A 22,695-nucleotide genomic window follows, 5' to 3' on the forward strand; every position below is an offset into this window, starting at 1 on the left:
TTTATGAAAAATACCTTTGGAAATCTATTACAAATTACCCTATTCGGAGAAAGTCATGGAGCGGCAATCGGCTGTGTTATTGATGGATTACCTGCCGGTATTGCCATTGATGAAGATTTAATAAAAAAACAAATGGAAAAACGCAAAGCAAAAGGTCGTATTTCCACTCAACGTCATGAAGCAGATGAGGTGCATATCGTCAGTGGCTATTTCAATGGCTATACAACCGGTACACCCATAACCATTCTTATCGAAAATACCAACACCAGAAGCAAGGATTATACCAAAACCCGTTATCGACTTCGTCCTTCGCATGCCGATTATTGCGCTGAGGTAAAGTATAAGGGCTATCAGGATTACCGAGGCGGAGGACATTTCAGTGGCCGATTAACCGCACCATTGGTAGCGGCAGGAGCGATTGCCATACAAATACTGAAACAAAAAGGAATTGAGATCGCGACGCACATTGAAAATCTACATGGGATCTGTGATACACCATTTCATCACGAAGAAACCATACTCACACAACAAATCAACAAGCTTCACGAGCTGGAATTTGCGGTATTAGATGATACTGCAGCACAGGCTATGCACTCTTGTATTGAAGATGCTGCTAAGCAGGGAGACAGTGTTGGCGGTATATTAGAAAGCTGTATTTATAATCTTCCCTGTGGAATCGGAGAACCGTTCTTTGATTCCCTAGAAAGTCATCTATCCCATCTGCTTTTTTCCATTCCGGCAATCAAAGGCGTTTCCTTTGGTCTTGGCTTTGATTTTGCCAAGCATTATGGAAGTGAAGTAAACGATGCCTTATATTTTGATACAAAGGTAAAAACCAAAACCAACAACAACGGAGGAATTAACGGTGGAATCTCCAATGGCATGCCGATTCTTATTCATACCGTTGTAAAACCAACGCCCTCTATTTATAAACAGCAAGATACCATAGATGCCAAAACTAAGGAAGCGGTGAAGCTAGTGATTGAAGGACGTCATGATCCGGCTATCATACATCGAGCAAGAGTTGTCGTAGACAGCGTATTAGCGCTTGGTGTTTTGGATTTATTATTGGAAAAAGAAGCAGCTTCACATTTATAAAAAACGATAGGAGAATACAATTATGATTATTACAATGAAAAAAAATACCTCTGCTCAAGATATTGCAAAGGTTATGGATCAGTTAAAGGCACAAGGCTTACAAATTCATGAAAGCATCGGCGAAAACTATAATGTGTTTGGTGTCGTTGGTGATACCAGCCGCATCGACCCAAAACGTATTGAAGCCAATCCTCATGTGGATAGCGTCGTTCGCGTTTCTTCCCCTTATAAAAAAGCAAGTCGCTTGTTTCACCCTGATGATACCATTGTAGAAGTGAATGGCATTCGTATCGGCGGCAAGGAAAAGCTTGTTGTTATCGGCGGTCCTTGTTCGGTCGAGGGTGAGGATATGGTCGTACAGTTAGCCAAAGATGTCAAAGCGGCAGGTGCTGTGATGCTTCGTGGTGGTGCTTACAAACCCCGTACCAGTCCATACGCTTTTCAAGGCATGGGAAGTGCGGGCATTCAGGCTATGGTTGCGGCACGTAAACAAACCGGCCTTCCGATTGTCAGCGAATTGATGAGCATTGATAAATTAGATGAATTTGTGGATAATGTAGACATTATTCAAATCGGCGCTCGTAATATGCAAAACTTTGATTTATTAAAGGCTGTTGGAAGAACAGATAAACCGATTCTTTTAAAGCGTGGCTTGGCAAACACCATTGAGGAATGGATCATGAGTGCGGAATACATTATGAGCGAGGGCAATGAAAAGGTGATTTTATGCGAGCGTGGTATTCGTACCTTTGAACCGGCAACACGTAATACCTTGGATCTAAGTGTTATTCCGATTATTAAAAAGAAAACTCATTTACCGATCATCATCGATCCAAGTCATGCGACCGGTGATTGGGAATTGGTAGAAGCTGCTTCACTGGCGGCAATTGCGGCAGGAGCTGATGGCTTGATGATTGAGGTGCATAACCAACCGGAATGTGCATGGAGCGATGGTGCACAATCTTTACGTCCCAATCGCTTTGCAGAGGTCATTCGCAAGGGACGTGCGATTGCGAAGGTCATCGGGAGAGATTTATAATGAAAGCTCATCTATTGCCATCAAAAAGCACTGGCAGCATTCATATTCCTCCTAGCAAATCTATGTCCCATCGCGCAATTATTTGTGCGGCACTTGCTCATGGAGAAAGCATAATTCAAAACGTCGCTTATTCAAAAGATATTCTCGCAACGATAGAAGGCATGAAGCAGCTTGGCGCAAGTATTCGCAAAGATGGAAGCACACTCTATATTCGAGGTGTTCAAAGCTTTCAACAGTTAGCTGCCAAGGAAATTTTTTGTAACGAATCCGGCAGCACGTTGCGCTTCTTTATCCCTATATTTTCCTTATGCAATCAAGATATTACCTTCACCGGTCAAGGCCGCTTGCTCGATCGTCCGCAAAAGGTTTATGCGGATATCTTTCATAAGCAAGGACTGGATTTTACCCATACACCTTCAGGCATTCACATTCATCAGTCCTTACAAGCCGGAGGGTATACACTAAAGGGAGATGTTTCCAGTCAATTCATCAGCGGCTTACTATTTGCCCTTCCATTATTAACTGAAGATTCCACAATTCACATTGAGCCACCGTTTGAATCACGTTCATATATTGATCTAACCTTGGAAATGATGGAACGCTTTGGTGTGAAGGCATACTATCGTGATGAATTTACACTATACATTCCCGGTAATCAGCAATATCAAGCCTGCAATTATACCATTGAAGGAGATTATTCTCAGCTTGCCTTCTTTGCCGTATTAGGTGCTATTTCCAATGGTATTACCTTACATGGTGTAACGCCAAGCTCCAAGCAAGGAGATAAACAGATCATTGATATTTTAAAACAATTTGGTGCTTTGATTGATACATTAAAGGACGGCTATCGTATTCACCCTGCCAAGCTCATAGGACAAGCTATCAATTTAGAAAACTGTCCGGATTTAGGTCCTATTGTTTGTGTACTTGGTATGTATGGAGAAGGCACTACCCATATTTATAATGCATCTCGTTTACGTATCAAGGAAAGCGATCGCATTGCGGCAATGGAGGAGGAATTAAGAAAGTTTGGTACGAATATTACCTCTACACCGGATACGATTACCATACAGCATAACCCTAATCCGATTTGTCAAACTTCTTTATATGGGCATAACGATCATCGCATTGTCATGGCGTTAAGTGTAGCGGCAATGGCTAGCCGACAAGAAGCAATCATCGAAGATGCCCAAGCGATTGAAAAAAGCTACCCAACCTTCTTTGAAGATTTTAAAAAAGTTGGCGGAAAGGTGGATTTGTTATGATTACAAAAGATACACGTTTTCTCATCGTCGGTCTTGGTTTGATTGGAGGGAGTTATGCTTGTGCTTTATCAAAACAGGGCTTTCATGTCGATGCCATTGATCTTCAGCAGGAAAGCTTAGATTATGCAAAAGCACAAGGTATGATCAAACATGGGGCGACACTTGGAAATGAGCTGATTCAACAAGCCGATGTAATTATTTTAGCTGTATATCCAAATGCTATATTGCCATGGATCAAGCAGCATCAATCTCTTATTAAAACAAATGCTTTATTAACCGATGTCTGTGGTGTGAAGCAAGGAATTGTGGAAGATGTTCAAGCCATACTACGAACAGATTTGGAGTTTATTGCCTCTCACCCAATGGCGGGGAAAGAAGTCAGTGGTGTGCAATATGCCGATGACACGATCTTTCACAATGCTAATTTCATCATTACACCTACCGGAAATAACACCATTTCCGCCATTGAATGTATGCAGGAGTTTGCTGAACTGTTAGGGTTTGCGAATATTTCGATACTAGATCCGATGGAGCATGATAAAATGATTGGTTTTGTTTCACAGTTAACCCATGCCATTGCGGTTTCTTTGATGAATACCAACGATAATACCCATCTTGTTGATTATACGGGTGATAGCTTTCGTGATTTAACCCGCATTGCTCGCATCAATGAGGTTCTTTGGAGTGAATTGTTCTTCATGAATAAAGATATCTTGATTCGTGAAATCGAGGATTTTGTAGCTGAAATCAATCATTTGAAGAATACGCTGCAAAACAATGATGAAAAAGAATTGAAGCGCCTTTTTGTTCAGGCAACCGAGCGTAGAAAGCTTTTTGATCGCTGAGGGAGATAGAATTAGAAAGAATTGTAGGGAAAGAGCCTGCTAGTCCATAACCAATTAGCAGGTTTTTTTATCGCTTTTCTTTGATTACTCCGCCATCTATAAGCTTTCCTTCTGCCACTAAGGCACACAACACCTTTTTTGTCCTAGTTTCTTTTAGACCTAGTATTCCCATCAAATTACTAACTTTTCGATACTTTTTAAAAAAAGCAACAGAATAATTCTATTAGGATCAATCACTTTATCCTTCCTCACATTAAAAAATATTCAAAGTTCATAGCCATCCATACTTATTAAACAATATATGAAGATAAAATAAGCACACAGTTCAATTATTCCGCTCGATACATTTACAGCTCTTATTATGAAAAAGCCCACTCGGGCTTTTCTTATGCTTTCTTATTTTGTAATAAACATTTTGATACCTATTGCTTCATAGCTTGTTGTAGCTCTTCCCAAGTATTGCAGGTAAGTAGCTGATTGGAAAGCTCATATAGTTGAGATAGGCTTAAGGTGGATAACCACTCTTTTGCATCAATAGCGAATTTCTGTTTGATTAGTGTAGCCAATAAATTCAAAGTGCCAAGTCGATTGCCTTCTTCTAGACCAAGCTTTGTACCTTCCTCTAGACCTTTTTTCTTGCCTTCATCATAGCTATCCAACAGATTGTTCTTCTCTCTCCACTCTGCCATCTGCCTTGACATTGCCAGCGACCACAGCCCTTCATCATCTTTGAATTTCTCATGCTTTTCCATTAGCTTTCTCACCAACCTTTCCTTTGTCTTTAGTATAGCATGATTCGCATTGTTTTTAAATAAGTAGCACACCTGTTCAAAATCATTCATTGCTTCCATTCCCTTTTCCTTCGCTATTTCATCAATCATCGGCAGTTGAATATAGATTCTGTGTAACAGCGGCTCTTTGCTTTCTGCCTCTCCATATGGATCTCGCATAATATAGCGATTGATCAATCGTTTCTCATTTTGTGGACATGCATTTACAAAGATGATTTGATAAATCGGTTGCAGCTGACGATAGTTCTCTCCCTCTACGAGCTGCTTGCTAAGCATGTTTGCGCCATAGTATTCAAATCGTTTCCATTCCGATGCCTGTAAGAAGGTAGTTTGCATTTCAAAGTCATATTCATGACCTTGCTCGTCCTTGACATGAATATCCAAGATGCTTTGCTTTTGCGCAAGCAGTGTTGGATCAAGATTGGGATTCAAAACGATGCTTTCTTTTGGGTGAATACCGGTAACACGTTCAATGATGGTGTTACGGATATACGTGGAATCCTCATCTTCACTTCCAAGAGCATATTTAAAGAAAAAGTCATTGCAGTAATTCACTTCATTACTGCATGTTGTATTGGTAAGCATATCGATCCTCTCCTTTCGCTGAAATATACCTACATATATCTCATACGAAGGAAAAAGAAAAAACAGTGAAAAATTATAGAAAAATAGATCTTTTTAAGTGGAATTCTCGTCAATTACGAAAAATAATAAACGGAGATTTCAAACATGGTGAATCAAACAACTACCATATAAGAAATCTCCTAGTTTTTAGTTAATCTTCAATTTGGAAAAATTCTTTAGTTTTAAAACTCTATTTTCAGTCTGCACCTTTATTTCTTACTTATTCTTATCAGCTCCTCTTCTTTTCCTATTCAACAAGATACCTCCGAGCAGTAAACCACTTCTTGCTAATAATGCAGCGTATGTTATTGCATTTGTATAATCTCCTGTATCTGTTGAATCTCCCTTGTTTGGTTTTTCAGGTTCTTCCGGTATGATCGGTTTTGTTTCTACCGGTTTTAGCTGTTCAATTGCTTCACTCAATGCATTCTTAGCTTGCTCTACTTCTTTCGCTGTTGCATCTTCATTACTTAATACTTCCTCTTCATGCTTTATTCCCAATCCGCTTTTATGTGCATAATGCTCTGTTTTAATTATACAAAAGGAACGCTGGAAAGTATTAAAAAAATTGGTAAAATTTTAAGATTTTGAAAAAAAGCCGAACCTAATGATTCGACTTTCAGCTTAATTCATGAAATTCTTTATACACTTCATTTTTTGATAATCCCATTTCTTTTGCTACCCGTTTAATTGCGGCATTGGTAGTAAGACCTTCTTGGATATAACGATGAATTTCCTCATAAACAAGCGGTGAGGTTGCATCAACAATCGCTTCTTTTTCCTTTGCTCCCTCAACAACCACCACCATCTCGCCCTTGCACTCGCCTACGATTTCCAAGATTTCGGAAATCTTACCTCGAATCAGCTCCTCATGCTTCTTCGTCAGCTCTCGTGCCAAGCAAATATTTCGATCTTCAAATACCGCTAACATGCTTTTTAACATCTTTTCTATGCGATGGGGTGCTTCATAAAACACCATGGTAAACGGATAATCCGCAAGAACTTGCAACTCCTTTACACGTTCCTTTTCTTGTGCTTTTAAAAATCCGTAAAATAAGAAATGCTGCGTATCCAAGCCACTTGCGACAAGTGCTGCCAACATAGCATTGCTGCCACTGATGGGGATTACCGGATGCCCTTTTTCAATGACCTTTTGAACTGCCACATAACCCGGATCGGAAACAAGCGGATAACCGGCATCACTAACCAATGCTACGCTATTCCCTTTATCCAATAAATCAAGCAAGCCATCGGCACTTGTTTCCTCATTGTATTTATGATGCGCAATCAAACGTGTATGAATATCAAAATGAGCACATAGACGCATCGTATTACGGGTATCTTCTGCCGCAATAACATCGACACTTTTCAACACCTCAATAGCTCTTGGAGTCATTTCGGATAAATTGCCAATCGGTGTTGCGACAATATACAAAGCAGCACCTTCTTTTTCAAAGCTTTTTTGACGTATCATAACAATCTCCTAACGATTGGAAAAATCAATATCCGGCCACAACTCCTTAAAATCTAAGAATTGGACATCTTCCTTGTTTTCGATTTTTACCTGCTGCAACAAGACATTCATACTCGTAATACGATAGCGCTGTCCTTTATATTCCACCTGTGAATTCAGCTTCGGCAAGCCTTCACGTAACTTTTTGTATTGACTATCCTCATAGCGTAAACAACACATCAGCTTACCGCACTGTCCGCTTAGTTTCTGGATATTTAATGCCAACAACTGATTTTTTGCCATATTGATGGAAATAACCTCAAAATCATTCAAGAAGCGTGAACAGCAGGTTTCCATACCACAGCTTCCTAGTCCACCGATGATCTTTGATTTGTTCCTAGGTCCAATTTGACGCAATTCAATACGGCATTTGAAAATACTAGCCAACTCTTTTAACAATTCACGAAAATCCACACGTTCATCTGCCACATAAACAAAAATAATTTTACTGCAATCCAGCGTATATTCCGCTTCGATCAAATTCATATCCAAATGTAGCTTTTGAATACATTCACGACAAATTTCCATTGCCTTCTTTGCTTTTTCTTCGTTTTCCTTAACCTGCTTTAGATCCTTTTCCGTAGCCTTGCGAAGAATCGGTTTAATTTCCATACCATTGGAGAAAAATGCTTCGCTTTCCTTCACAATTTCTCCCATTTCTAAACCACGTATTGTTTCTACAATGACCTTATCACCTACCTTGTAGGTATTCACATCACTACCAAAGGTATAAACCTTTTTCGATTCCGAAAACGATACATAGGCTACATATTGATAGCTGCGAGCAGGCTTGCTATCTTCCTTACGCTCTTTGGGCGTATGCTGTTTCTGATGAGCATTGATTTTATGGGGGTTATGTTCGTAGCTCATTTCATCACCTCTTTCATTTTATATAACATTTGATCTGCCAACAACTGAATATTTACCGAACGAAGCAGCTTATCCTTCGTATCCATAAAAATCTGTGCTAGCTTGCGATAATCGTAATTTTTATCTGCTATACTTGTAAGCTGTTTTTGATACCAGCTATCCTGCGTAATCGCACTTCCCTTAAAGGCATCTTTCATTAAAATATTAAGCATATCCACTACATAACCAAAGGCTTGCTTTCCATATTTTTTCTGTTTGCTTGGAAAGCCCTCCAACTGTAAAAACAACAAAGCTTCATGCGGTGATACCAAATAGCGCTCCACCACCCCTTGAAAGACAAAGCGCGCGTGCTGATAATCCTCCGTTTCACTGGCAGCAACGATCGCATCTTTTTGACGAATCCAACGACTTAATAAATACGCATCTAAATCATCAATCTCCGCCTTTGCCTCGTTGTAACAGACATCACTTCCCAAGGCAATAAAAGGAATGATCTGACAACGTGATACAATCGTAGGCAGCACACGATCCAACGCCTCCACAAGTAAAATCGCAATCATATCACTATTTGGCTCCTCTAAGAACTTTAACAATGAGTTCAGTGCATCAACCGTAGCATTTTCGGCATGATCCAAAATATAAATCTTTTTTCCCTTGCCTTCCAATCCCGTTTTACTAAAAGCGGATTGCAGTTTCATAATATCCTCTTTTTTGATTGCTTTGGTACTGCCATCTAAATAGATCATATCGCTGTATTCATTATGCAGCACTCTTTGACAGATCGCACAGCTTTCACAGGCAAAGCCTTCCGCATCGCACAAAATACTTTGTGCCAATAAATATGCCGCTTCCTTTTTCCCTGTTCCACTTGGCCCATTAAACATATACGCATGTGCCAAGCGATCCTGACACAAAGCATTTTCAAGCGTTTGATAAGCGATAGGCTGCTGCTTGCGTAAGCGTTCCTTAAACATAAGGCTGAACAATCTCCTCTAAGACTTTCAAGGTATCTGCCAATACCTTTTCAACCTCTTGATCCGCATTAACAATATGCATTCGTTTCGCAAATTTCTCACGTACGATGGCATAGCCCTTTGCGACCGCTTGATGAAAGTCCATGCTTTCTTGATCCATACGATCCAAATTACCACGTGATGCCACACGTGCTAAGCCAACCTCCAAACTCACATCTAAATAAATCGTTGCGTCCGGCATACAACCTTCAATCGCAAATTCATTGATACCATACACTTCATCGACACCAATACCACGTGCAACTCCCTGATAAGCCAAAGAGCTGTCCAAGAAGCGATCGCATAACACGATCTGCTTTTTCTCTAATGCCGGAAGCACCTTTTCAACTAAATGCTGCCGACGACTGGCAGCGTACAACAACGCCTCACAACGTCCGTCCATCGCTGTATTTGCCGGATCTAAAATGATATGACGAATCTGCTCCGCAATATCAATGCCACCCGGCTCTCTTGTATAAATCACCGGATATCCAGCCGCTTTCAAGCTTTCGTATGCCAACATGGAAATGGTTGTCTTGCCACTTCCATCATTGCCTTCAAATGTAATGAATAGTCCCTTTTTCATTCTGAGCACCTCAAATTTCGCAATACTTTGCTTTATTATTGTACCATAATTTCAAGCTTATTACGCTTTTTTAAATTCGAAGAGCGACAATTTTTAGGAATTTTACGCATAAAAATAATGCATCGAAAAAAAAATAGTGCTATCATAAAAAAGTATATATACATAAAGGAGGATTTCCAATGATTAGAGTCGGAATTATGGGATATGGTAATTTAGGACGAGGAGTTGAATGTGCCTTGTCAAAAACAAAAGATATGGAGCTGGTCGGAATTTTCTCACGTCGAGATCCCGCAAGCATCACACCACACGATGCCAACACACCGGTTTATACGATGGAAGCTGCTATCGAGATGAAGGATCGCATTGATGTTATGATTTTATGTGGAGGAAGTGCCAAAGATCTTCCTGAGCAAACAAAGGAATTTGCGAAATATTTCAATGTTGTGGATAGCTTTGATACACATGCAAAAATTCCTGAGCATTTTGCAAACGTCGATAACAGCGCGAAAGCAAACAATAAAATTGCGGTAATTTCAGCAGGTTGGGATCCTGGCATGTTTTCCTTGAATCGTCTATATGCCAGTGCTATCTTAACGTCCGGAAATTCCTATACCTTCTGGGGCAAGGGAGTTTCACAGGGACATTCCGATGCGGTGCGTCGCATTGAAGGAGTAAAGAATGCTAAACAATACACCATTCCGGTAGAAAAAGCCTTAGAGGCTGTACGATCAGGGGCAAATCCGAAGCTGACTACACGTGAAAAACATACACGTGAGGTATTTGTTGTTGCACAAGATGGTGCAGATCAAGAGGAAATCAAGCGTCAAATCGTTACGATGCCAAACTACTTTGATGAATATGATACAACCGTACATTTCATTGATGAAGAAACCTTCTTAAAGGAACATAGCGGCATTCCTCATGGTGGCTTTGTTATTCATAGCGGCACAACCGGTTGGGAAGATGAGCATAAGCATGTCATAGAATATCGTTTACAATTAGATTCCAATCCGGAATTTACATCTAGTGTTTTAGTCGCTTATGCACGTGCTGCCTATCGTATGAATCAAGAGGGCATGTCCGGTGCTAAGACCGTTTTTGATATTGCACCTAGCTACCTTCACCCACTCTCTAGTGAAGAACTTAGAAAGCAGATGCTGTAAGGAGCTTTTATGAATATTGAAAAGACAAAGCAAATTCTTCAAGAGCTGCCTTCTCATGTAGAGTTGATTGCTGTTAGTAAAACACGTACAAAAGAGGAAGTTGACGAAGCCTATCGTTTAGGCTGTCGTACTTTCGGAGAAAATAAGGTACAAGAGCTGGTCGCAAAATACGATCCTAAATATACTTGGCATTTGATTGGACACTTACAGAGGAATAAAGTCAAAGATGCAGTGAAATATGCCGATATGATTGAAAGCTTAGACTCTATGCGTCTGGCACAGGAAATTGAAAAGCAATGCGCAAAAATTGATAAGGTCATGCCCGTACTTGTGGAAGTAAACATTTCACAAGAGGAAAACAAAACCGGAATCGCTTATGAGGAGTGCATCAATTTTATAAAGGAGTGCCAACAATTCCCTCATTTGGATATCCAAGGGTTAATGTGTGTAGGTCCGCTTACAGATAATCAAGCCGACATAGAAGCTTGTTTTGAAAGTATGCACACCTTATTTCAAGAGGCACAAGAAGCCTTCGGACCATCTATTCACATTCTTTCCATGGGTATGAGTGATGATTATGAGCTTGCGATCAAGCATGGATCCACCATGGTACGTTTAGGAACGATCTTGTTTGGTAAACGTGATTATACGATATAGAAAAAAGCCCGATCGGGCTTTTCTTATGCTTTCTTATTTTGTAATAAACATTTTGATACCTACTGCTTCATAGCTTGTTGTAGTTCTTCCCAAGTATCGCAGGTAAGAAGCTGATTGGAAAGCTCGTATAGTTGAGATAGGCTTAAGGTGGATAACCACTCTTTAGCATCAATAGCGAATTTCTGTTTGATTTGCATGGCCAATAAATTCAAAGTGCCAAGTCGATTGCCTTCTTCTAAACCAAGCTTTGTGCCCTGTTCTAACCCTAGTTTTGTACCTTCCTCTAGACCTTTTTTCTTGCCTTCATCATAGCTATCCAACAGATTGTTCTTCTCTCTCCACTCTGCCATCTGTCTCGACATTGCCAGCGACCACAGCCCTTCATCATCTTTGAATTTCTCATGCTTTTCCATTAGCTTTCTCACCAACCTTTCCTTTGTCTTTAGTATAGCATGATTCGCATTGTTTTTAAATAAGTAGCACACCTGTTCAAAATCATTCATTGCTTCCATTCCCTTTTCCTTCGCTATTTCATCAATCATCGGCAGTTGAATATAGATTCTGTGTAACAGTGGCTCTTTGCTTTCTGCCTCTCCATATGGATCTCGCATAATATAGCGATTGATCAATCGTTTCTCATTTTGCGGACATGCATTTACAAAGATGATCTGATAAATCGGTTGCAGCTGACGATAGTTCTCTCCCTCTACGAGCTGCTTGCTAAGCATGTTTGCCCCATAGTATTCAAATCGTTTCCATTCCGATGCCTGTAAGAAGGTAGTCTGCATTTCAAAGTCATATTCATGATCTTGCTCGTCCTTGACATGAATATCCAAGATGCTTTGCTTTTGCGCAAGCAGTGTTGGATCAAGATTGGGATTCAAAACGATGCTTTCTTTTGGGTGAATACCGGTAACACGCTCAATGATGGTGTTACGGATATACGTGGAATCCTCATCTTCACTTCCAAGAGCATATTTAAAGAAAAAGTCGTTGCAGTAATTCACTTCATTACTGCATGTTGTATTGGTAAGCATATCGATCCTCTCCTTTCGCTGAAATATACCTACATATATCTCATACGAAGGAAAAAGAAGAATCGGTGGAAAAACATAAAAAAAGGAATACTTTTGCTTCCAAAGTACCCCTCTATTCATTATTTGTTTGTTCCAAAAGCTTTTTTACCACATAAGCCGCAATCGCAAGTCCGGCTGCACTTGGTACAAACGGAGAGCTTGCCGGTGGCATTTTTTGTTTTCGTGTTTTTCCTGCTTCATCAATTATCCTATTTTGTGTAATAGGGTGCTCAGAAGAATAAACAACCGGAATTTTTCCGCGAATATGATGTTTGCGTACCATATTCCGCATGATTTTCGCAACCGGATCATAGCTTGTTTTCATAAGCTCGGTAATTTCAATCTTTGTCGGATCCATACGATTTGCCATTCCCATACTGGAAATAAACGGAAGCTTATTTCCTAGGCAATAGCGAATTATGCCAAGCTTCGACGTCATCGTATCAATCGCATCAACCACAAAATCAATCGGTTCACAAAATAATGCTTCATTTTGCGTTTCATCATAGAAAAGATCCTTACAGATAACCTCACAATCCTTGCGATAGCTTTCAATGCGTTCCTTCATTGCCTGTGTCTTGGAGGCATCTAGCGTATGAAAGGTCGCATGAAGCTGTCGATTTAAATTGCTCGGCGCAATCGTATCGCCATCTACAAGAATAAGCTTACCGATACCACTGCGTGCCAATGCTTCGGCAGTATAAGAACCAACGCCTCCTACTCCGATAATCATCACGCAGGAATGCTTTAACTTTTCGATTCCTTCCTTTTGAATCAAAAGCTCCATACGCTGTAATGCTTCTTCCATTATCCTAACCATTCCTTTACATCTTGAAGGATTGCTTCCACAGCATTTTGATCCTCTACATCATACCAATGTACCTGCATTTGATTTTTAAACCAGGTATATTGACGCTTCGCAAAATTGCGGGAATTTTTCTTAATTTGTTCGACGCACTCTTCAATACCGGCATTGCCGATAAAGTGCTCCTTCCATTCCTTATATCCGATTCCCTGAAAGCTTTGCAGCTCCCAAATATGTTCTCTCTTTCTTACAAGGTCTTGTATTTCTTCATACAGTCCTTCCTCCATCATCATATCCACTCGCTGATTGATGCGTTCATATAAACGCTCACGATCCATCGTTAAACCGATAATATAGGCATCATAGATCGGTTGGTGTTGCTGTGTTTCGATAATGGAGCTTTTTTTCTTTCCCGCATGTGCCATAGACAATGCACGTATTAGACGCTGACGATTGTTTGGGTGTAAATTATCGCAAGCCTTTGGATCGACCGTCTTTAATAAGCACCATAATTCATCGTTGCTGCGAGCTTGCAGAAAATGAAGAAAACTAAGATCCTCTTCTTGATCAAGAAATTCATAATCATATAGCGTTGATTTAATATATAGACCGGTTCCACCACAGATGATCGGTAAATGCTTACGTTCACAAATCTCCTTTATATACTTGCGTGATCGCTCTTGAAATATCTTTACATTGTATTCTTCATCAAAATGAAATTCATCTACCAAATAGTGTGGAATAGCTTGTTTTTCGCTTTCCTTGATTTTGGCAGTACCGATGCTCATTTCACGATATACCTGCATGGAATCTCCGCTGATGATTTCACCACTGTATGCCTTTGCCAATTCAATGCTTAAGCTTGTTTTTCCAACTCCGGTTGGTCCTACGATTACAAGTACCTTTTCCATACTTACCCCCGTTCAAAGTCATGAATCAAGTCCTTATCCTCATAACAGATCAGTGTCGGTCTGCCATGTGGACAATGGAAGGGTTGTTCACACTTTCCTAAATCTAAAATAACCTGTTTCATTTCCTCCATAGTTAAGGAGCGATGAAAACGAATCGAGCTATGGCATGCCATTGTTGCGATCGTATGCTTTCTTAGCTTGTCCAAGCTGATTTCATCGTCCTTTTGCCAAAGGTCGATCATATCCTGTAAAAAGGCTTCTTCCTTTGTATCCTTTAGCCAAATAGGAAGCTCTCGACATAACAATGTCGTATTTCCGAATACCTCAAAATGAATGCCTACCTGTTCCAACAGCGCATTCAAATCATCAATACGTGAAACGGCGGATATTGTTGTTTCAACTGTAATCGGAATCAAAAGCGGCTGTGTATCCTTCACTCCGCTTAGGATTTGTTTTTGAATCATCTCATAATGATAGCGCTCCTGTGCCGCATGTTGGTCGATGATATACAAGCCCTTTTCGCCTTCCGCCAAAATATAGGAATTATGAAATTGTCCGATAACATGCAGCTGTGGAAGGCTTGGGTTTATACTTTCCGAAGCAGGTTCTTGTTCTGCTTTCATGACGACCTCTTGAATAGGCACAATGTCCTTAAACAATGTTTCGGCTTGCTTGGTGGTAGAAACTTCTTCTATCACTTGATCCTTGATAGGTGCTTGTGTATCACTTGATTGACTTTCGCTAAGCTCCTGTTTCTTATCGACACTTTCTTGTTTTTCCGCTTCCACAGGTGCTTCTTGGGGTTCAACCTTATCAACTTGTACCTTGCTTTCTTCTGTTATCGTTTGTTTTGGCTTTCCATTATAATGAACAAAGCTGTCGTTTACCTCTGTATGCAACTTTTTAACCTCTTGATCGCGTGGATAGGTAAATTGAAGTTCTTGTATTTCTATCTTCTCTTTTTTGTTTTCCTTACGAGCTTGGATATTGGGTACCTCCATATCCTGCATTAACGCCGCTTTTATGGTTTGATACAGCAGCTTTTCCAATTGTTTTTCTTTTGATAAGCGGATTTCCCATTTCGATGGGTGCACATTTACATCGACAAGCTGTGCGTCCATTTCCATATTGATAACGGCAATCGGATAGCGATCCTTTGGCATATAGGGTGCATACGCGTCCATAACTGCCTTTTGCAAATGATAATTGCGGATCATACGCCCGTTGATATATAAAAGCACATAGTATTTGGTAGCTCTTTGAAACTGCGGCTGTAAAGCATACCCACGAATGGTATAATCCAAGTCCTGTCCATGCAGCTCAATGGCTGTTTTGGCGCCATCACGTCCGTATATCTGCATCAATACCTCTCTTAAGTTTCCATTTCCCTTTGTTTTGAAAACAGAGCGTCCATCATGCGATAGTTCAAAGCCGATATTGGGGTGAGAAATAGCAAATTTCTGTACGACATCGGAGATCAAAGAAAACTCATATTGCGGGCTTTTTAAATGCTTAAAGCGTGCCGGTGTTTTTTGAAATAAATTTCTGACCTCCAGCATCGTTCCCTTCGGTGTTCCACATGGACGAGCACTTTTTAGCGTACCGTAATAAATGATAACTTCACTGCTATCTATACCATCATTCGTACGCAGTGTTACCTGTGAAACAGAGGCGATCGAAGGCAGTGCCTCTCCGCGAAATCCCATGGTGGAAATTTTCCAAAGATCGTCAACCGCTTGAATCTTACTTGTCGCATGGCGTTCAAAAGCAAGGGTTGCATCTTGTGCGTCCATACCACACCCATCATCAATAATGGTAATGCAGTCAATGCCGCCTTGCAGAATTTGAATTTCAATATGCTTTGCCTTTGCGTCAATGCTGTTTTCTACCAGTTCCTTGACAATACCGCTTGGTCTTTCCACGACCTCACCGGCCGCAATCATATTGGATAAATGCTCATCAAGCTGATGAATGCGTGCCATTACGGACACCTCCCTTATTTATCTGTATGTAATTTAGCTTTTATTTCATATAAGCACTGCATAGCTTCCATCGGTGTCATTTTATTGATATCCACTGCTTCGATGCGTTCAATAACTGCTTTATGCAATGGATTTTCCGTTTGGATAATCTGTGGTGCTTGAATATTTGCCACACCTTGATCCTGTTGCTCTAACTGTTCTAATAATTGATTGGCTCTTTCTAATACTGAATCCGGTAAATGCGCTAAGCGAGCCACATTGATACCATAGGATTTATCTGCTTTCCCATCGCTGATACGATAAAGGAAGGTTATGTGATCATCTTCCTCATGCACATCAACATGCACATTGCGAATGCTTTGGTTATGAACCGCCATATCGGTTAGCTCATGATAATGCGTTGAGAACAAGGTTTTGGCATGAATATGATTGGTGATATATTCGATCATGGCTTGTGCCAATGCCATACCATCGTAAGTAGAAGTACCACGCCCGATTTCATCGAATAAAATCAAAGAATTGGCAGTTGCATTTTGCAATGCGTTGTTTGCCTCGATCATTTCTACCATGAAGGTCGATTGTCCGGACATAATGTCATCACTTGCGCCGATACGGGTAAAGATCTGATCGAAGATTGGCATATCAACTTTGGCAGCCGGTACAAAGCAGCCGATCTGTGCCATAACAACAATCAATGCCGTTTGTCGCATATAGGTTGATTTACCGCCCATGTTCGGACCGGTAATCATTAAGATATCATGTTCCTCGCTCATATCCAAATTGTTAGATACATAGCGTGTTTGTTTCATACTGCGATCCAAGATCGGGTGGCGTGCTTCCTCCATAAAAATCGCATGCTCACTATGAAAGTGCGGTCTTGTATAACCGTTTTCGCTTGATATTTCAGAAAGAGCATACAATGCGTCAATCGTTGCCAGTGCTTTGGCAACATCGTGAAGTTTTGGCAGATAAACACAAATATCGCTTAAGAGTGCATGGAACAATTCCTGTTCCAAACGAATGCTTCTTTCCTGTGCATGCACAATGGCATCTTCTTTTTCTTTCAATTCCTGCGTTACAAAGCGTTCCGCATTCGCCAGCGTTTGCTTACGAATATAGCCAAATTCTTCTTTAATCTGATCCAGATTGGCTTTGGTAACCTCGATATAATAACCAAACACCCGATTATATCCGATTTTTAAGGATTTCACACCGGTTCTTTCACGTTCTTTATTTTCTAACTCCAAGATCCAATTCTTTCCGCTTTTTCCGATGCGGCGAACCTCATCAAGCTCCGCATGGTAGCCTTCCACAAACACTCCACCGTCTTTTAAGCTAAGGGGCGGTTCTTCTACAATGGCATCTTTGATTTTGTCATAAAGTGCGATACAAGGATCAATGCTTTGAAATTCCTCATACGCACTGCAATCCTTAAAGATTTCAAAAATTGCCGGTGTATGCTCCAAAGTTTTGATCAAACGTACGATATCTCTTGGATTGGCACTGCCATACGCAACTCTGGCACTTAAGCGTTCCATATCATAGACATAGCTTAAATGTTCTCTTAATTCATCTTTCGTAATGAAATTATCATTTAAAAACTCAATGGCATCTAAACGCTTATTGATAGCTTTGACATCTAATAGCGGATATTCAATCCATTTTCGTAGGGTTCTTGAACCCATAGAGCTTTTACATTTGTCCAAAAAGCTCCATAGTGTAGTGCTGTTGGCATTGTTGCGAATACTTTGTGTCAGTTCTAGGTTTTGCTTGGTCGCAAAGTCCATTTGCATATAGTCATGCTCATAGACAAATTCCACATGGTTTAAATGTGCCATACTGCGCTTTTGGGTATCATCTAAATAATTGGTTAAAATACCAAAGGCTTGATGAATACGTGTATCCTCAATATCACTTAATAAATGCATATAGGCAGGCTTGATTTCGCTGTTTTTCTGATAAGACAGTGTTACCTGTGGCATATCCTCCAGCATCTTTAACATCTTTTTATCAAAACCATCGCTTACGACAACCTCACGAACATTGTTGCCCATAATGACCTTTTGAATTGCCATGACCTGCTTATCAATCAGCTGTGCACGCATTTCTCCGGTAGTCATTTCACATAAAACGACCGCCAAGCCGAATTGATAGTCATGCAAAGCAGCAATGTAAACCGTATTTTTTTCATCGCTGACTTCGTCCATGATCGTTCCCGGAGTTACGATTTTGATGACATCACGCTTTACCAATCCTTTTGCGCTGCTTACATCTTCCAGCTGTTCTACAATAGCAACCTTATAGCCCTTTTGGATCAAACGCTGAATATAGCCATTGGCAGCATGATGAGGAATCCCACACATTGGTACTTTTTCCTCTACACCGGCATTTCTGCCTGTTAATACCAAGTCCAATTCATTGGAAGCTGTCTTAGCGTCCTCAAAAAACATTTCATAAAAATCACCTAAGCGATAAAAAATAATTGCGTCCTTGTTGCGTTCCTTTACCTCTAAGTAGTGCTTCATCATCGGGGTATATCCGCTTGCCTTTGCCATCTCATCAACTCCTATTTCGTAACCTATATTATAACAAATTTTTATCTTTGATTGTAAGAAATTTCAATGCTTTTTTCCGCTTTTCCCTTGTAAATTAGATAGGTTATATCGGTTAAAATTACTTTTCTTGGCTCTTGTGCAAAATTCCTATTGGCGATATTTTCTGCGATTGCATCTGTCTTTAGTGCTTTTGCCATTCGTCTATATGGATTGACTTTGCGAATCGGGCAAAAGAGTCCAAACTTCTTCATTAGTCATCTTATCTTCTTCACATTCATTTGAATCCCTTTATGTAGAGATACATTGAATACTTCTTGCCACTTTCTTGTAACCATGGTGTTTATATGTTTCTAAAATCAAATCAAAATCTTTCTGATTTTCCTAAATACTATTTTTTGACTGTTGAAAAAGAGAAATATTAAGAGGCATTTTTAATTTCTTTTTCAAGATTCTTAGTTCTTGTTTTTATGATTGTAACAACTCTTTTAAGCCATTCAGAATATAAGTTTATACATTCTTCTTTTGAATATTTATAATAATTATATTATCTAGAAATTTCTCTGTTGATGAAAAATCCCAATATTGATGAGAATAGTTTTCTTTCCCAGTAAACTAAAAGTGAATTTGCCACTATAAAACATTAATTTATCATACGAGAACACCGCTATAAATATTTGATAAAATTGATGAAATTGCTTCATAAGTCATTTCAAACGAAATGTCTTTTACATAATCATAATCTTTAGAATATTTATCCCAAATATCGTGAAGTCGCTTATTATTTTTGATAGTATCTAATATATCTTCATATTTATTTAATATATGTGTACTTCTTCTTTTAATTGTTGTTTTTTCTAAAGCTTCTCTTAATGTAGAAAAATTAATATCACTTTTATGAAGAAAGTATAAAATATAAATATCGTAATAATCTCTAGGTCGAGTATTAGCAATACTTCTTGAAAGAACAGTTTCTATTTTTTCTGCAAGAATTGTTTCTAAGTTATATGCTAATACATGAATTATTTTATCTTCGAATACAGAATTATGATGATATTTTATTTCTTTAGGTGTTATTACATCTCCAGTGGTTACATCAACTGTTAATGGAACGCTAATAGGGGAATAGTTAGCTTTTACTGAAACTCTAATTCCTGGATAATCATCTGTTTCTCTAATGTCAGTTACATTTAAAAATTCAAATGTAATATCGTCATCAATTTCAATATTACAAATTTCTTTGAATATATCTGTGATTGATTCATGTGTTAAGGTAAAACCTTTAATTGTGGTATCTAAATCCATAGTCGCTCTAGAACTTAATCCTACGATTGAAGAAATAAGAAAGCCCCCCTTTGAAAATGAAATTATCATGATATTTAGATAATGAAATTCTTTCTAATAATCTTTCTAACATGTAATTTTGCATTACAAGTTGAGGAGAAATATTCTTTTCTTTTGCCGTTTTCTTTATTATGGATTTAAATTGCATTGCATTTTTTGTAATCATAGAAGTACCTCCATATAACGTAATATTTTATCTTTAACCTTTAATTGTTCTGCATATTGCATAAGTAGATTAATGTTTTTTTCTTTTGAAATCGCATATTTTTTCATTGCTGCATTTATAATCTGAATATCGCTACCTTTACCTCTTAAAATATCGCAAAGGGTTCTTTCTAAATTATAGATACGAATAGTGTTATTACTAGGCGATTGTATTTCAATAATACCTAAATCATAATTATCGGGAATAACTCGCACTACTTTAATATTTTCTTGTTTAATGGAGGGACTATTATATCCTTTAGGAAAGGTCATTGTATAAATACTAGGTGTACGATCAGAATAGCCTAATAAGTATAAGGCAGTATCATGAGAATAGATACCTTTCCTATATTTTTTCTGTAATGAGAAAAAATCATCTTCCCAAGCACTATTAATGGTATATAATCCACGACCAAATCTTGTTAGTTCCCCATTTTTAATAAACTTATTTAATGTGTTTCTTGTAATGTTTTCTTCGAAAACTTCTTGTGTACTGATAATTCCACTAGTGGATTTACTTATTAAATTTTTCATTCTATTCATACTATTCATGATCATCACCTATTTTAACACATTATATTTTATCAAAATGATGTGTGAAAAGCAATATTATTAGCTTTCGCTTAATGTAATGAGTCAACAAATATACTGAAAGTTACAAAATCGGCTAACTAATTAGAACACAAAGGTATTTTTATAGTATTAATAATACTTATCTTTCGAATTTTTACTTAATCTTTTGACGATGTAAATAATCATTTATTATCGTACGACTTTATCCATTATAACATGGTCAAATATTACTTACATAATCCATGCTGCTTGCATATCTTTTTAATTCTAGCACAGAAAGCATAAAACAAGTTCTCTTACAATTTCATTTCATTTATGATATCCTATTCTTTACGTGATATAATAATTACGACTTGAAGGAGAAAACGCATGAAGAATTACTTATCGAAAAGCAAAAGTCCAAATCATATTGACATGTTGCTGGCGCTTTATTTGGTGTTAATGGCTGTGGTAAGCTTAATTTCCATTTACTCCAGTTTTGGTTTGATTGGAGAAGCGGCAGGTATGCAAAATCTAATCAAGCAGGCAGGCTTTTATGTTCTTGGCTTTCTTGTAATTGCCATTCTCATCTATATCGGAAATGACGGTATCTTAGAGCTTGCCAAGCTTGCCTATTGGATTCTTATGGGCTGCTTGGTGTTGTTGGTCATTGGGCATCTTTATTATAAATTTACCGGAAATGAACGCTTCCTATATTTGATTACTACGGTAAATGGTGCTACCTCATGGTTTAATTTTCCGGTTATCGGTTCGTTTCAGCCAAGTGAGTATATGAAAATCGTGCTTATTATTTTAACAGCCGGTATTATTGATGAGCATAATCAAAACAATCCAACTGAATCGTATGAAATGGACTTCTCTTTATTTATGGAAGTAGCAAAATGGGCACTTCCACCGGTTGTCCTGATTTTATTACAACCGGATACCGGTGTTGTGTTAATTATCGGTATTTCCTTATTGGCAATGGTTATCTGTTCCGGTATCAAACGAGAATGGCTCATTGTATTAGGTTCTATTCTTGTAATTGGTCTTATTTTATTTTTCTATATGTATTTCTTTCAATTTGATTTGTTAAATAAGCTGATCGGAGGGACAAACGGGTATCGCTTACAGCGTATCACGACTTGGTTAAATCCAGAAAGCGATATTAGCAATGCCGGTATGCAGACCTACACTGCCTTGATGGTAATCGGTTCTGCCGGACTTAGCGGTTATGGTATGGGAGCGAACCTTGTATTTATCCCAGAGGCACATACCGACTTCATTTTTGCGGTCATCGGACAAAGCTGGGGCTTTATCGGTTGTGTTGCGATATTGGCTTTATGCTTAGCCTTGGATATCCATTTATGTCGAATCGCAACCAAATCGCATAATATGTTTGAAAAGTATTTCATTTGCGGTATCCTCGGTTTACTGCTTTATCAGCAATTCCAAAATATCGGTATGATCATAGGCTTATTACCGGTAACCGGAATTACACTGCCATTGATTTCCTACGGTGGAAGCTCTATTTTATCCTACTTGGCAGCCTTTGGAATCATCATGAATGCCAGTATTCGAAACAATACCAATGAATTTATATAGTATAGATAGTCATAAAAGCAGCGAGTCAAGCTGCTTTTTATAGCATTTTATTATAATCTTAACACTTATAATACTGCTCAAAAACAGAGATAAGCAAACCTAAATAGGATTTACTTATCTCTTTTATTATACAAAAGACAGCCGATTTTCCAATCGACTGCCTTTTATGCACGATTCTTCAAAGTGCTATGCAGCACTTA

At 38.8% G+C, this 22,695-nt stretch carries 22 protein-coding genes; 7 read left to right on the forward strand and 15 right to left on the reverse strand.

Features of this window, described 5'->3' with window-relative positions; all coding sequences use genetic code 11:
- The first annotated feature begins 3 nt into the window (after window positions 1–3).
- Genes aroC through EUBDOL_RS03650 form a run of 4 tightly spaced genes read left to right on the forward strand, consistent with a single transcriptional unit; the run spans window position 4 to window position 4,247 of the window.
- Complete coding sequence (aroC, locus tag EUBDOL_RS03635) at window positions 4–1,098, forward strand: chorismate synthase (RefSeq protein ID WP_004798595.1); 1,095 nt, start codon at window positions 4–6, stop codon at window positions 1,096–1,098.
- Window positions 1,099–1,120: 22 nt separating this feature from the next.
- Window positions 1,121–2,137, forward strand: a complete 1,017-nt coding sequence (gene aroF, locus EUBDOL_RS03640; RefSeq protein ID WP_004798597.1) for a 3-deoxy-7-phosphoheptulonate synthase — start codon at window positions 1,121–1,123, stop codon at window positions 2,135–2,137.
- The gene (aroA, locus tag EUBDOL_RS03645; RefSeq protein ID WP_004798598.1) at window positions 2,137–3,402 is read left to right on the forward strand and encodes a 3-phosphoshikimate 1-carboxyvinyltransferase; all 1,266 of its coding nucleotides are present in this window, start codon (window positions 2,137–2,139) and stop codon (window positions 3,400–3,402) included. Before aroF ends, aroA begins: the two co-directional genes overlap by 1 nt.
- Window positions 3,399–4,247, forward strand: a complete 849-nt coding sequence (locus EUBDOL_RS03650) for a prephenate dehydrogenase (RefSeq protein ID WP_004798600.1) — start codon at window positions 3,399–3,401, stop codon at window positions 4,245–4,247. Before aroA ends, EUBDOL_RS03650 begins: the two co-directional genes overlap by 4 nt.
- A 422-nt stretch (window positions 4,248–4,669) precedes the next feature.
- Here EUBDOL_RS03650 and EUBDOL_RS03655 read toward each other — a convergent pair whose 3' ends face one another.
- The 6 genes from EUBDOL_RS03655 to tmk form a co-directional block, all read right to left on the reverse strand.
- A complete protein-coding gene (locus EUBDOL_RS03655; protein ID WP_004798605.1) occupies window positions 4,670–5,623 on the reverse strand; it encodes an Rpn family recombination-promoting nuclease/putative transposase in 954 nt (317 codons plus the stop codon).
- A 255-nt stretch (window positions 5,624–5,878) separates the two neighbouring features.
- Complete coding sequence (locus EUBDOL_RS03660) at window positions 5,879–6,163, reverse strand: hypothetical protein (protein ID WP_004798607.1); 285 nt, start codon at window positions 6,161–6,163, stop codon at window positions 5,879–5,881.
- Between the two features lie 118 nt (window positions 6,164–6,281).
- On the reverse strand, window positions 6,282–7,136 hold the full coding sequence (rsmI, locus tag EUBDOL_RS03665; RefSeq protein WP_004798610.1) for a 16S rRNA (cytidine(1402)-2'-O)-methyltransferase: 855 nt from the start codon (window positions 7,134–7,136) through the stop codon (window positions 6,282–6,284).
- Window positions 7,137–7,145: 9 nt separating this feature from the next.
- The gene (gene ricT / locus EUBDOL_RS03670) at window positions 7,146–8,045 is read right to left on the reverse strand and encodes a regulatory iron-sulfur-containing complex subunit RicT (RefSeq protein ID WP_004798612.1); all 900 of its coding nucleotides are present in this window, start codon (window positions 8,043–8,045) and stop codon (window positions 7,146–7,148) included.
- Window positions 8,042–9,019, reverse strand: a complete 978-nt coding sequence (locus EUBDOL_RS03675; protein WP_004798614.1) for a DNA polymerase III subunit delta — start codon at window positions 9,017–9,019, stop codon at window positions 8,042–8,044. The genes ricT and EUBDOL_RS03675 overlap by 4 nt, the downstream gene beginning before the upstream one ends.
- The gene (gene tmk / locus EUBDOL_RS03680) at window positions 9,012–9,644 is read right to left on the reverse strand and encodes a dTMP kinase (RefSeq protein WP_004798616.1); all 633 of its coding nucleotides are present in this window, start codon (window positions 9,642–9,644) and stop codon (window positions 9,012–9,014) included. Before tmk ends, EUBDOL_RS03675 begins: the two co-directional genes overlap by 8 nt.
- A 179-nt stretch (window positions 9,645–9,823) precedes the next feature.
- Between tmk and EUBDOL_RS03685 the strand changes: the two genes are divergently transcribed.
- Complete coding sequence (locus tag EUBDOL_RS03685) at window positions 9,824–10,807, forward strand: diaminopimelate dehydrogenase (RefSeq protein WP_004798618.1); 984 nt, start codon at window positions 9,824–9,826, stop codon at window positions 10,805–10,807.
- Between the two features lie 9 nt (window positions 10,808–10,816).
- Window positions 10,817–11,464 (forward strand): YggS family pyridoxal phosphate-dependent enzyme, encoded by a 648-nt coding sequence (locus tag EUBDOL_RS03690; RefSeq protein ID WP_004798620.1) that lies wholly within the window; start codon window positions 10,817–10,819, stop codon window positions 11,462–11,464.
- Window positions 11,465–11,523: 59 nt separating this feature from the next.
- Here EUBDOL_RS03690 and EUBDOL_RS03695 read toward each other — a convergent pair whose 3' ends face one another.
- From EUBDOL_RS03695 to EUBDOL_RS03730, 9 genes are all read right to left on the reverse strand, one after another.
- On the reverse strand, window positions 11,524–12,501 hold the full coding sequence (locus tag EUBDOL_RS03695; protein ID WP_040463032.1) for a PD-(D/E)XK nuclease family transposase: 978 nt from the start codon (window positions 12,499–12,501) through the stop codon (window positions 11,524–11,526).
- Window positions 12,502–12,613: 112 nt separating this feature from the next.
- Window positions 12,614–13,348, reverse strand: coding sequence for a tRNA threonylcarbamoyladenosine dehydratase (locus EUBDOL_RS03700; RefSeq protein ID WP_022420839.1), 735 nt, complete (start codon window positions 13,346–13,348; stop codon window positions 12,614–12,616).
- Window positions 13,348–14,256, reverse strand: coding sequence for a tRNA (adenosine(37)-N6)-dimethylallyltransferase MiaA (gene miaA / locus EUBDOL_RS03705; protein WP_004798625.1), 909 nt, complete (start codon window positions 14,254–14,256; stop codon window positions 13,348–13,350). The genes EUBDOL_RS03700 and miaA overlap by 1 nt, the downstream gene beginning before the upstream one ends.
- A gap of 2 nt (window positions 14,257–14,258) precedes the next feature.
- Entirely contained in the window at window positions 14,259–16,238 is a 1,980-nt protein-coding gene (gene mutL / locus EUBDOL_RS03710; protein ID WP_004798628.1) for a DNA mismatch repair endonuclease MutL, read from the reverse strand.
- Between the two features lie 14 nt (window positions 16,239–16,252).
- Window positions 16,253–18,793, reverse strand: coding sequence for a DNA mismatch repair protein MutS (mutS, locus tag EUBDOL_RS03715; RefSeq protein WP_004798630.1), 2,541 nt, complete (start codon window positions 18,791–18,793; stop codon window positions 16,253–16,255).
- A gap of 41 nt (window positions 18,794–18,834) precedes the next feature.
- Window positions 18,835–19,044, reverse strand: coding sequence for a hypothetical protein (locus EUBDOL_RS03720; RefSeq protein ID WP_004798633.1), 210 nt, complete (start codon window positions 19,042–19,044; stop codon window positions 18,835–18,837).
- A gap of 397 nt (window positions 19,045–19,441) precedes the next feature.
- Window positions 19,442–20,095, reverse strand: coding sequence for a nucleotidyl transferase AbiEii/AbiGii toxin family protein (locus tag EUBDOL_RS03725; protein ID WP_004798637.1), 654 nt, complete (start codon window positions 20,093–20,095; stop codon window positions 19,442–19,444).
- A gap of 7 nt (window positions 20,096–20,102) precedes the next feature.
- Window positions 20,103–20,300: a nucleotidyl transferase AbiEii/AbiGii toxin family protein gene (locus EUBDOL_RS11625; RefSeq protein ID WP_004798638.1), complete on the reverse strand. Its 198-nt coding sequence runs from the start codon at window positions 20,298–20,300 to the stop codon at window positions 20,103–20,105.
- A complete protein-coding gene (locus tag EUBDOL_RS03730; protein WP_022420834.1) occupies window positions 20,297–20,890 on the reverse strand; it encodes a type IV toxin-antitoxin system AbiEi family antitoxin domain-containing protein in 594 nt (197 codons plus the stop codon). Before EUBDOL_RS03730 ends, EUBDOL_RS11625 begins: the two co-directional genes overlap by 4 nt.
- A 390-nt stretch (window positions 20,891–21,280) precedes the next feature.
- On the opposite strand from EUBDOL_RS03730, the gene EUBDOL_RS03735 reads away from it, so the two are divergent.
- On the forward strand, window positions 21,281–22,495 hold the full coding sequence (locus tag EUBDOL_RS03735) for an FtsW/RodA/SpoVE family cell cycle protein (RefSeq protein ID WP_004798641.1): 1,215 nt from the start codon (window positions 21,281–21,283) through the stop codon (window positions 22,493–22,495).
- Window positions 22,496–22,695 lie beyond the last annotated feature (200 nt).

The organism is Amedibacillus dolichus DSM 3991 (assembly GCF_000154285.1).
Classification (GTDB): domain Bacteria; phylum Bacillota_I; class Bacilli_A; order Erysipelotrichales; family Erysipelotrichaceae; genus Amedibacillus; species Amedibacillus dolichus.

Coding starts and splice junctions, on each gene's coding strand:
- aroC (WP_004798595.1), top strand. CDS start 4: ATGAAAAATACCTTTGGAAATCTATTACAAATTACCCTATTCGGAGAA.
- aroF (WP_004798597.1), top strand. CDS start 1,121: ATGATTATTACAATGAAAAAAAATACCTCTGCTCAAGATATTGCAAAG.
- aroA (WP_004798598.1), top strand. CDS start 2,137: ATGAAAGCTCATCTATTGCCATCAAAAAGCACTGGCAGCATTCATATT.
- EUBDOL_RS03650 (WP_004798600.1), top strand. CDS start 3,399: ATGATTACAAAAGATACACGTTTTCTCATCGTCGGTCTTGGTTTGATT.
- EUBDOL_RS03655 (WP_004798605.1), bottom strand. CDS start 5,623: ATGCTTACCAATACAACATGCAGTAATGAAGTGAATTACTGCAATGAC.
- rsmI (WP_004798610.1), bottom strand. CDS start 7,136: ATGATACGTCAAAAAAGCTTTGAAAAAGAAGGTGCTGCTTTGTATATT.
- ricT (WP_004798612.1), bottom strand. CDS start 8,045: ATGAGCTACGAACATAACCCCCATAAAATCAATGCTCATCAGAAACAG.
- EUBDOL_RS03675 (WP_004798614.1), bottom strand. CDS start 9,019: ATGTTTAAGGAACGCTTACGCAAGCAGCAGCCTATCGCTTATCAAACG.
- tmk (WP_004798616.1), bottom strand. CDS start 9,644: ATGAAAAAGGGACTATTCATTACATTTGAAGGCAATGATGGAAGTGGC.
- EUBDOL_RS03685 (WP_004798618.1), top strand. CDS start 9,824: ATGATTAGAGTCGGAATTATGGGATATGGTAATTTAGGACGAGGAGTT.
- EUBDOL_RS03690 (WP_004798620.1), top strand. CDS start 10,817: ATGAATATTGAAAAGACAAAGCAAATTCTTCAAGAGCTGCCTTCTCAT.
- EUBDOL_RS03695 (WP_040463032.1), bottom strand. CDS start 12,501: ATGCTTACCAATACAACATGCAGTAATGAAGTGAATTACTGCAACGAC.
- EUBDOL_RS03700 (WP_022420839.1), bottom strand. CDS start 13,348: ATGGAAGAAGCATTACAGCGTATGGAGCTTTTGATTCAAAAGGAAGGA.
- miaA (WP_004798625.1), bottom strand. CDS start 14,256: ATGGAAAAGGTACTTGTAATCGTAGGACCAACCGGAGTTGGAAAAACA.
- mutL (WP_004798628.1), bottom strand. CDS start 16,238: ATGGCACGCATTCATCAGCTTGATGAGCATTTATCCAATATGATTGCG.
- mutS (WP_004798630.1), bottom strand. CDS start 18,793: ATGGCAAAGGCAAGCGGATATACCCCGATGATGAAGCACTACTTAGAG.
- EUBDOL_RS03720 (WP_004798633.1), bottom strand. CDS start 19,044: ATGAAGAAGTTTGGACTCTTTTGCCCGATTCGCAAAGTCAATCCATAT.
- EUBDOL_RS03725 (WP_004798637.1), bottom strand. CDS start 20,095: ATGGATTTAGATACCACAATTAAAGGTTTTACCTTAACACATGAATCA.
- EUBDOL_RS11625 (WP_004798638.1), bottom strand. CDS start 20,300: ATGATTACAAAAAATGCAATGCAATTTAAATCCATAATAAAGAAAACG.
- EUBDOL_RS03730 (WP_022420834.1), bottom strand. CDS start 20,890: ATGAATAGTATGAATAGAATGAAAAATTTAATAAGTAAATCCACTAGT.
- EUBDOL_RS03735 (WP_004798641.1), top strand. CDS start 21,281: ATGAAGAATTACTTATCGAAAAGCAAAAGTCCAAATCATATTGACATG.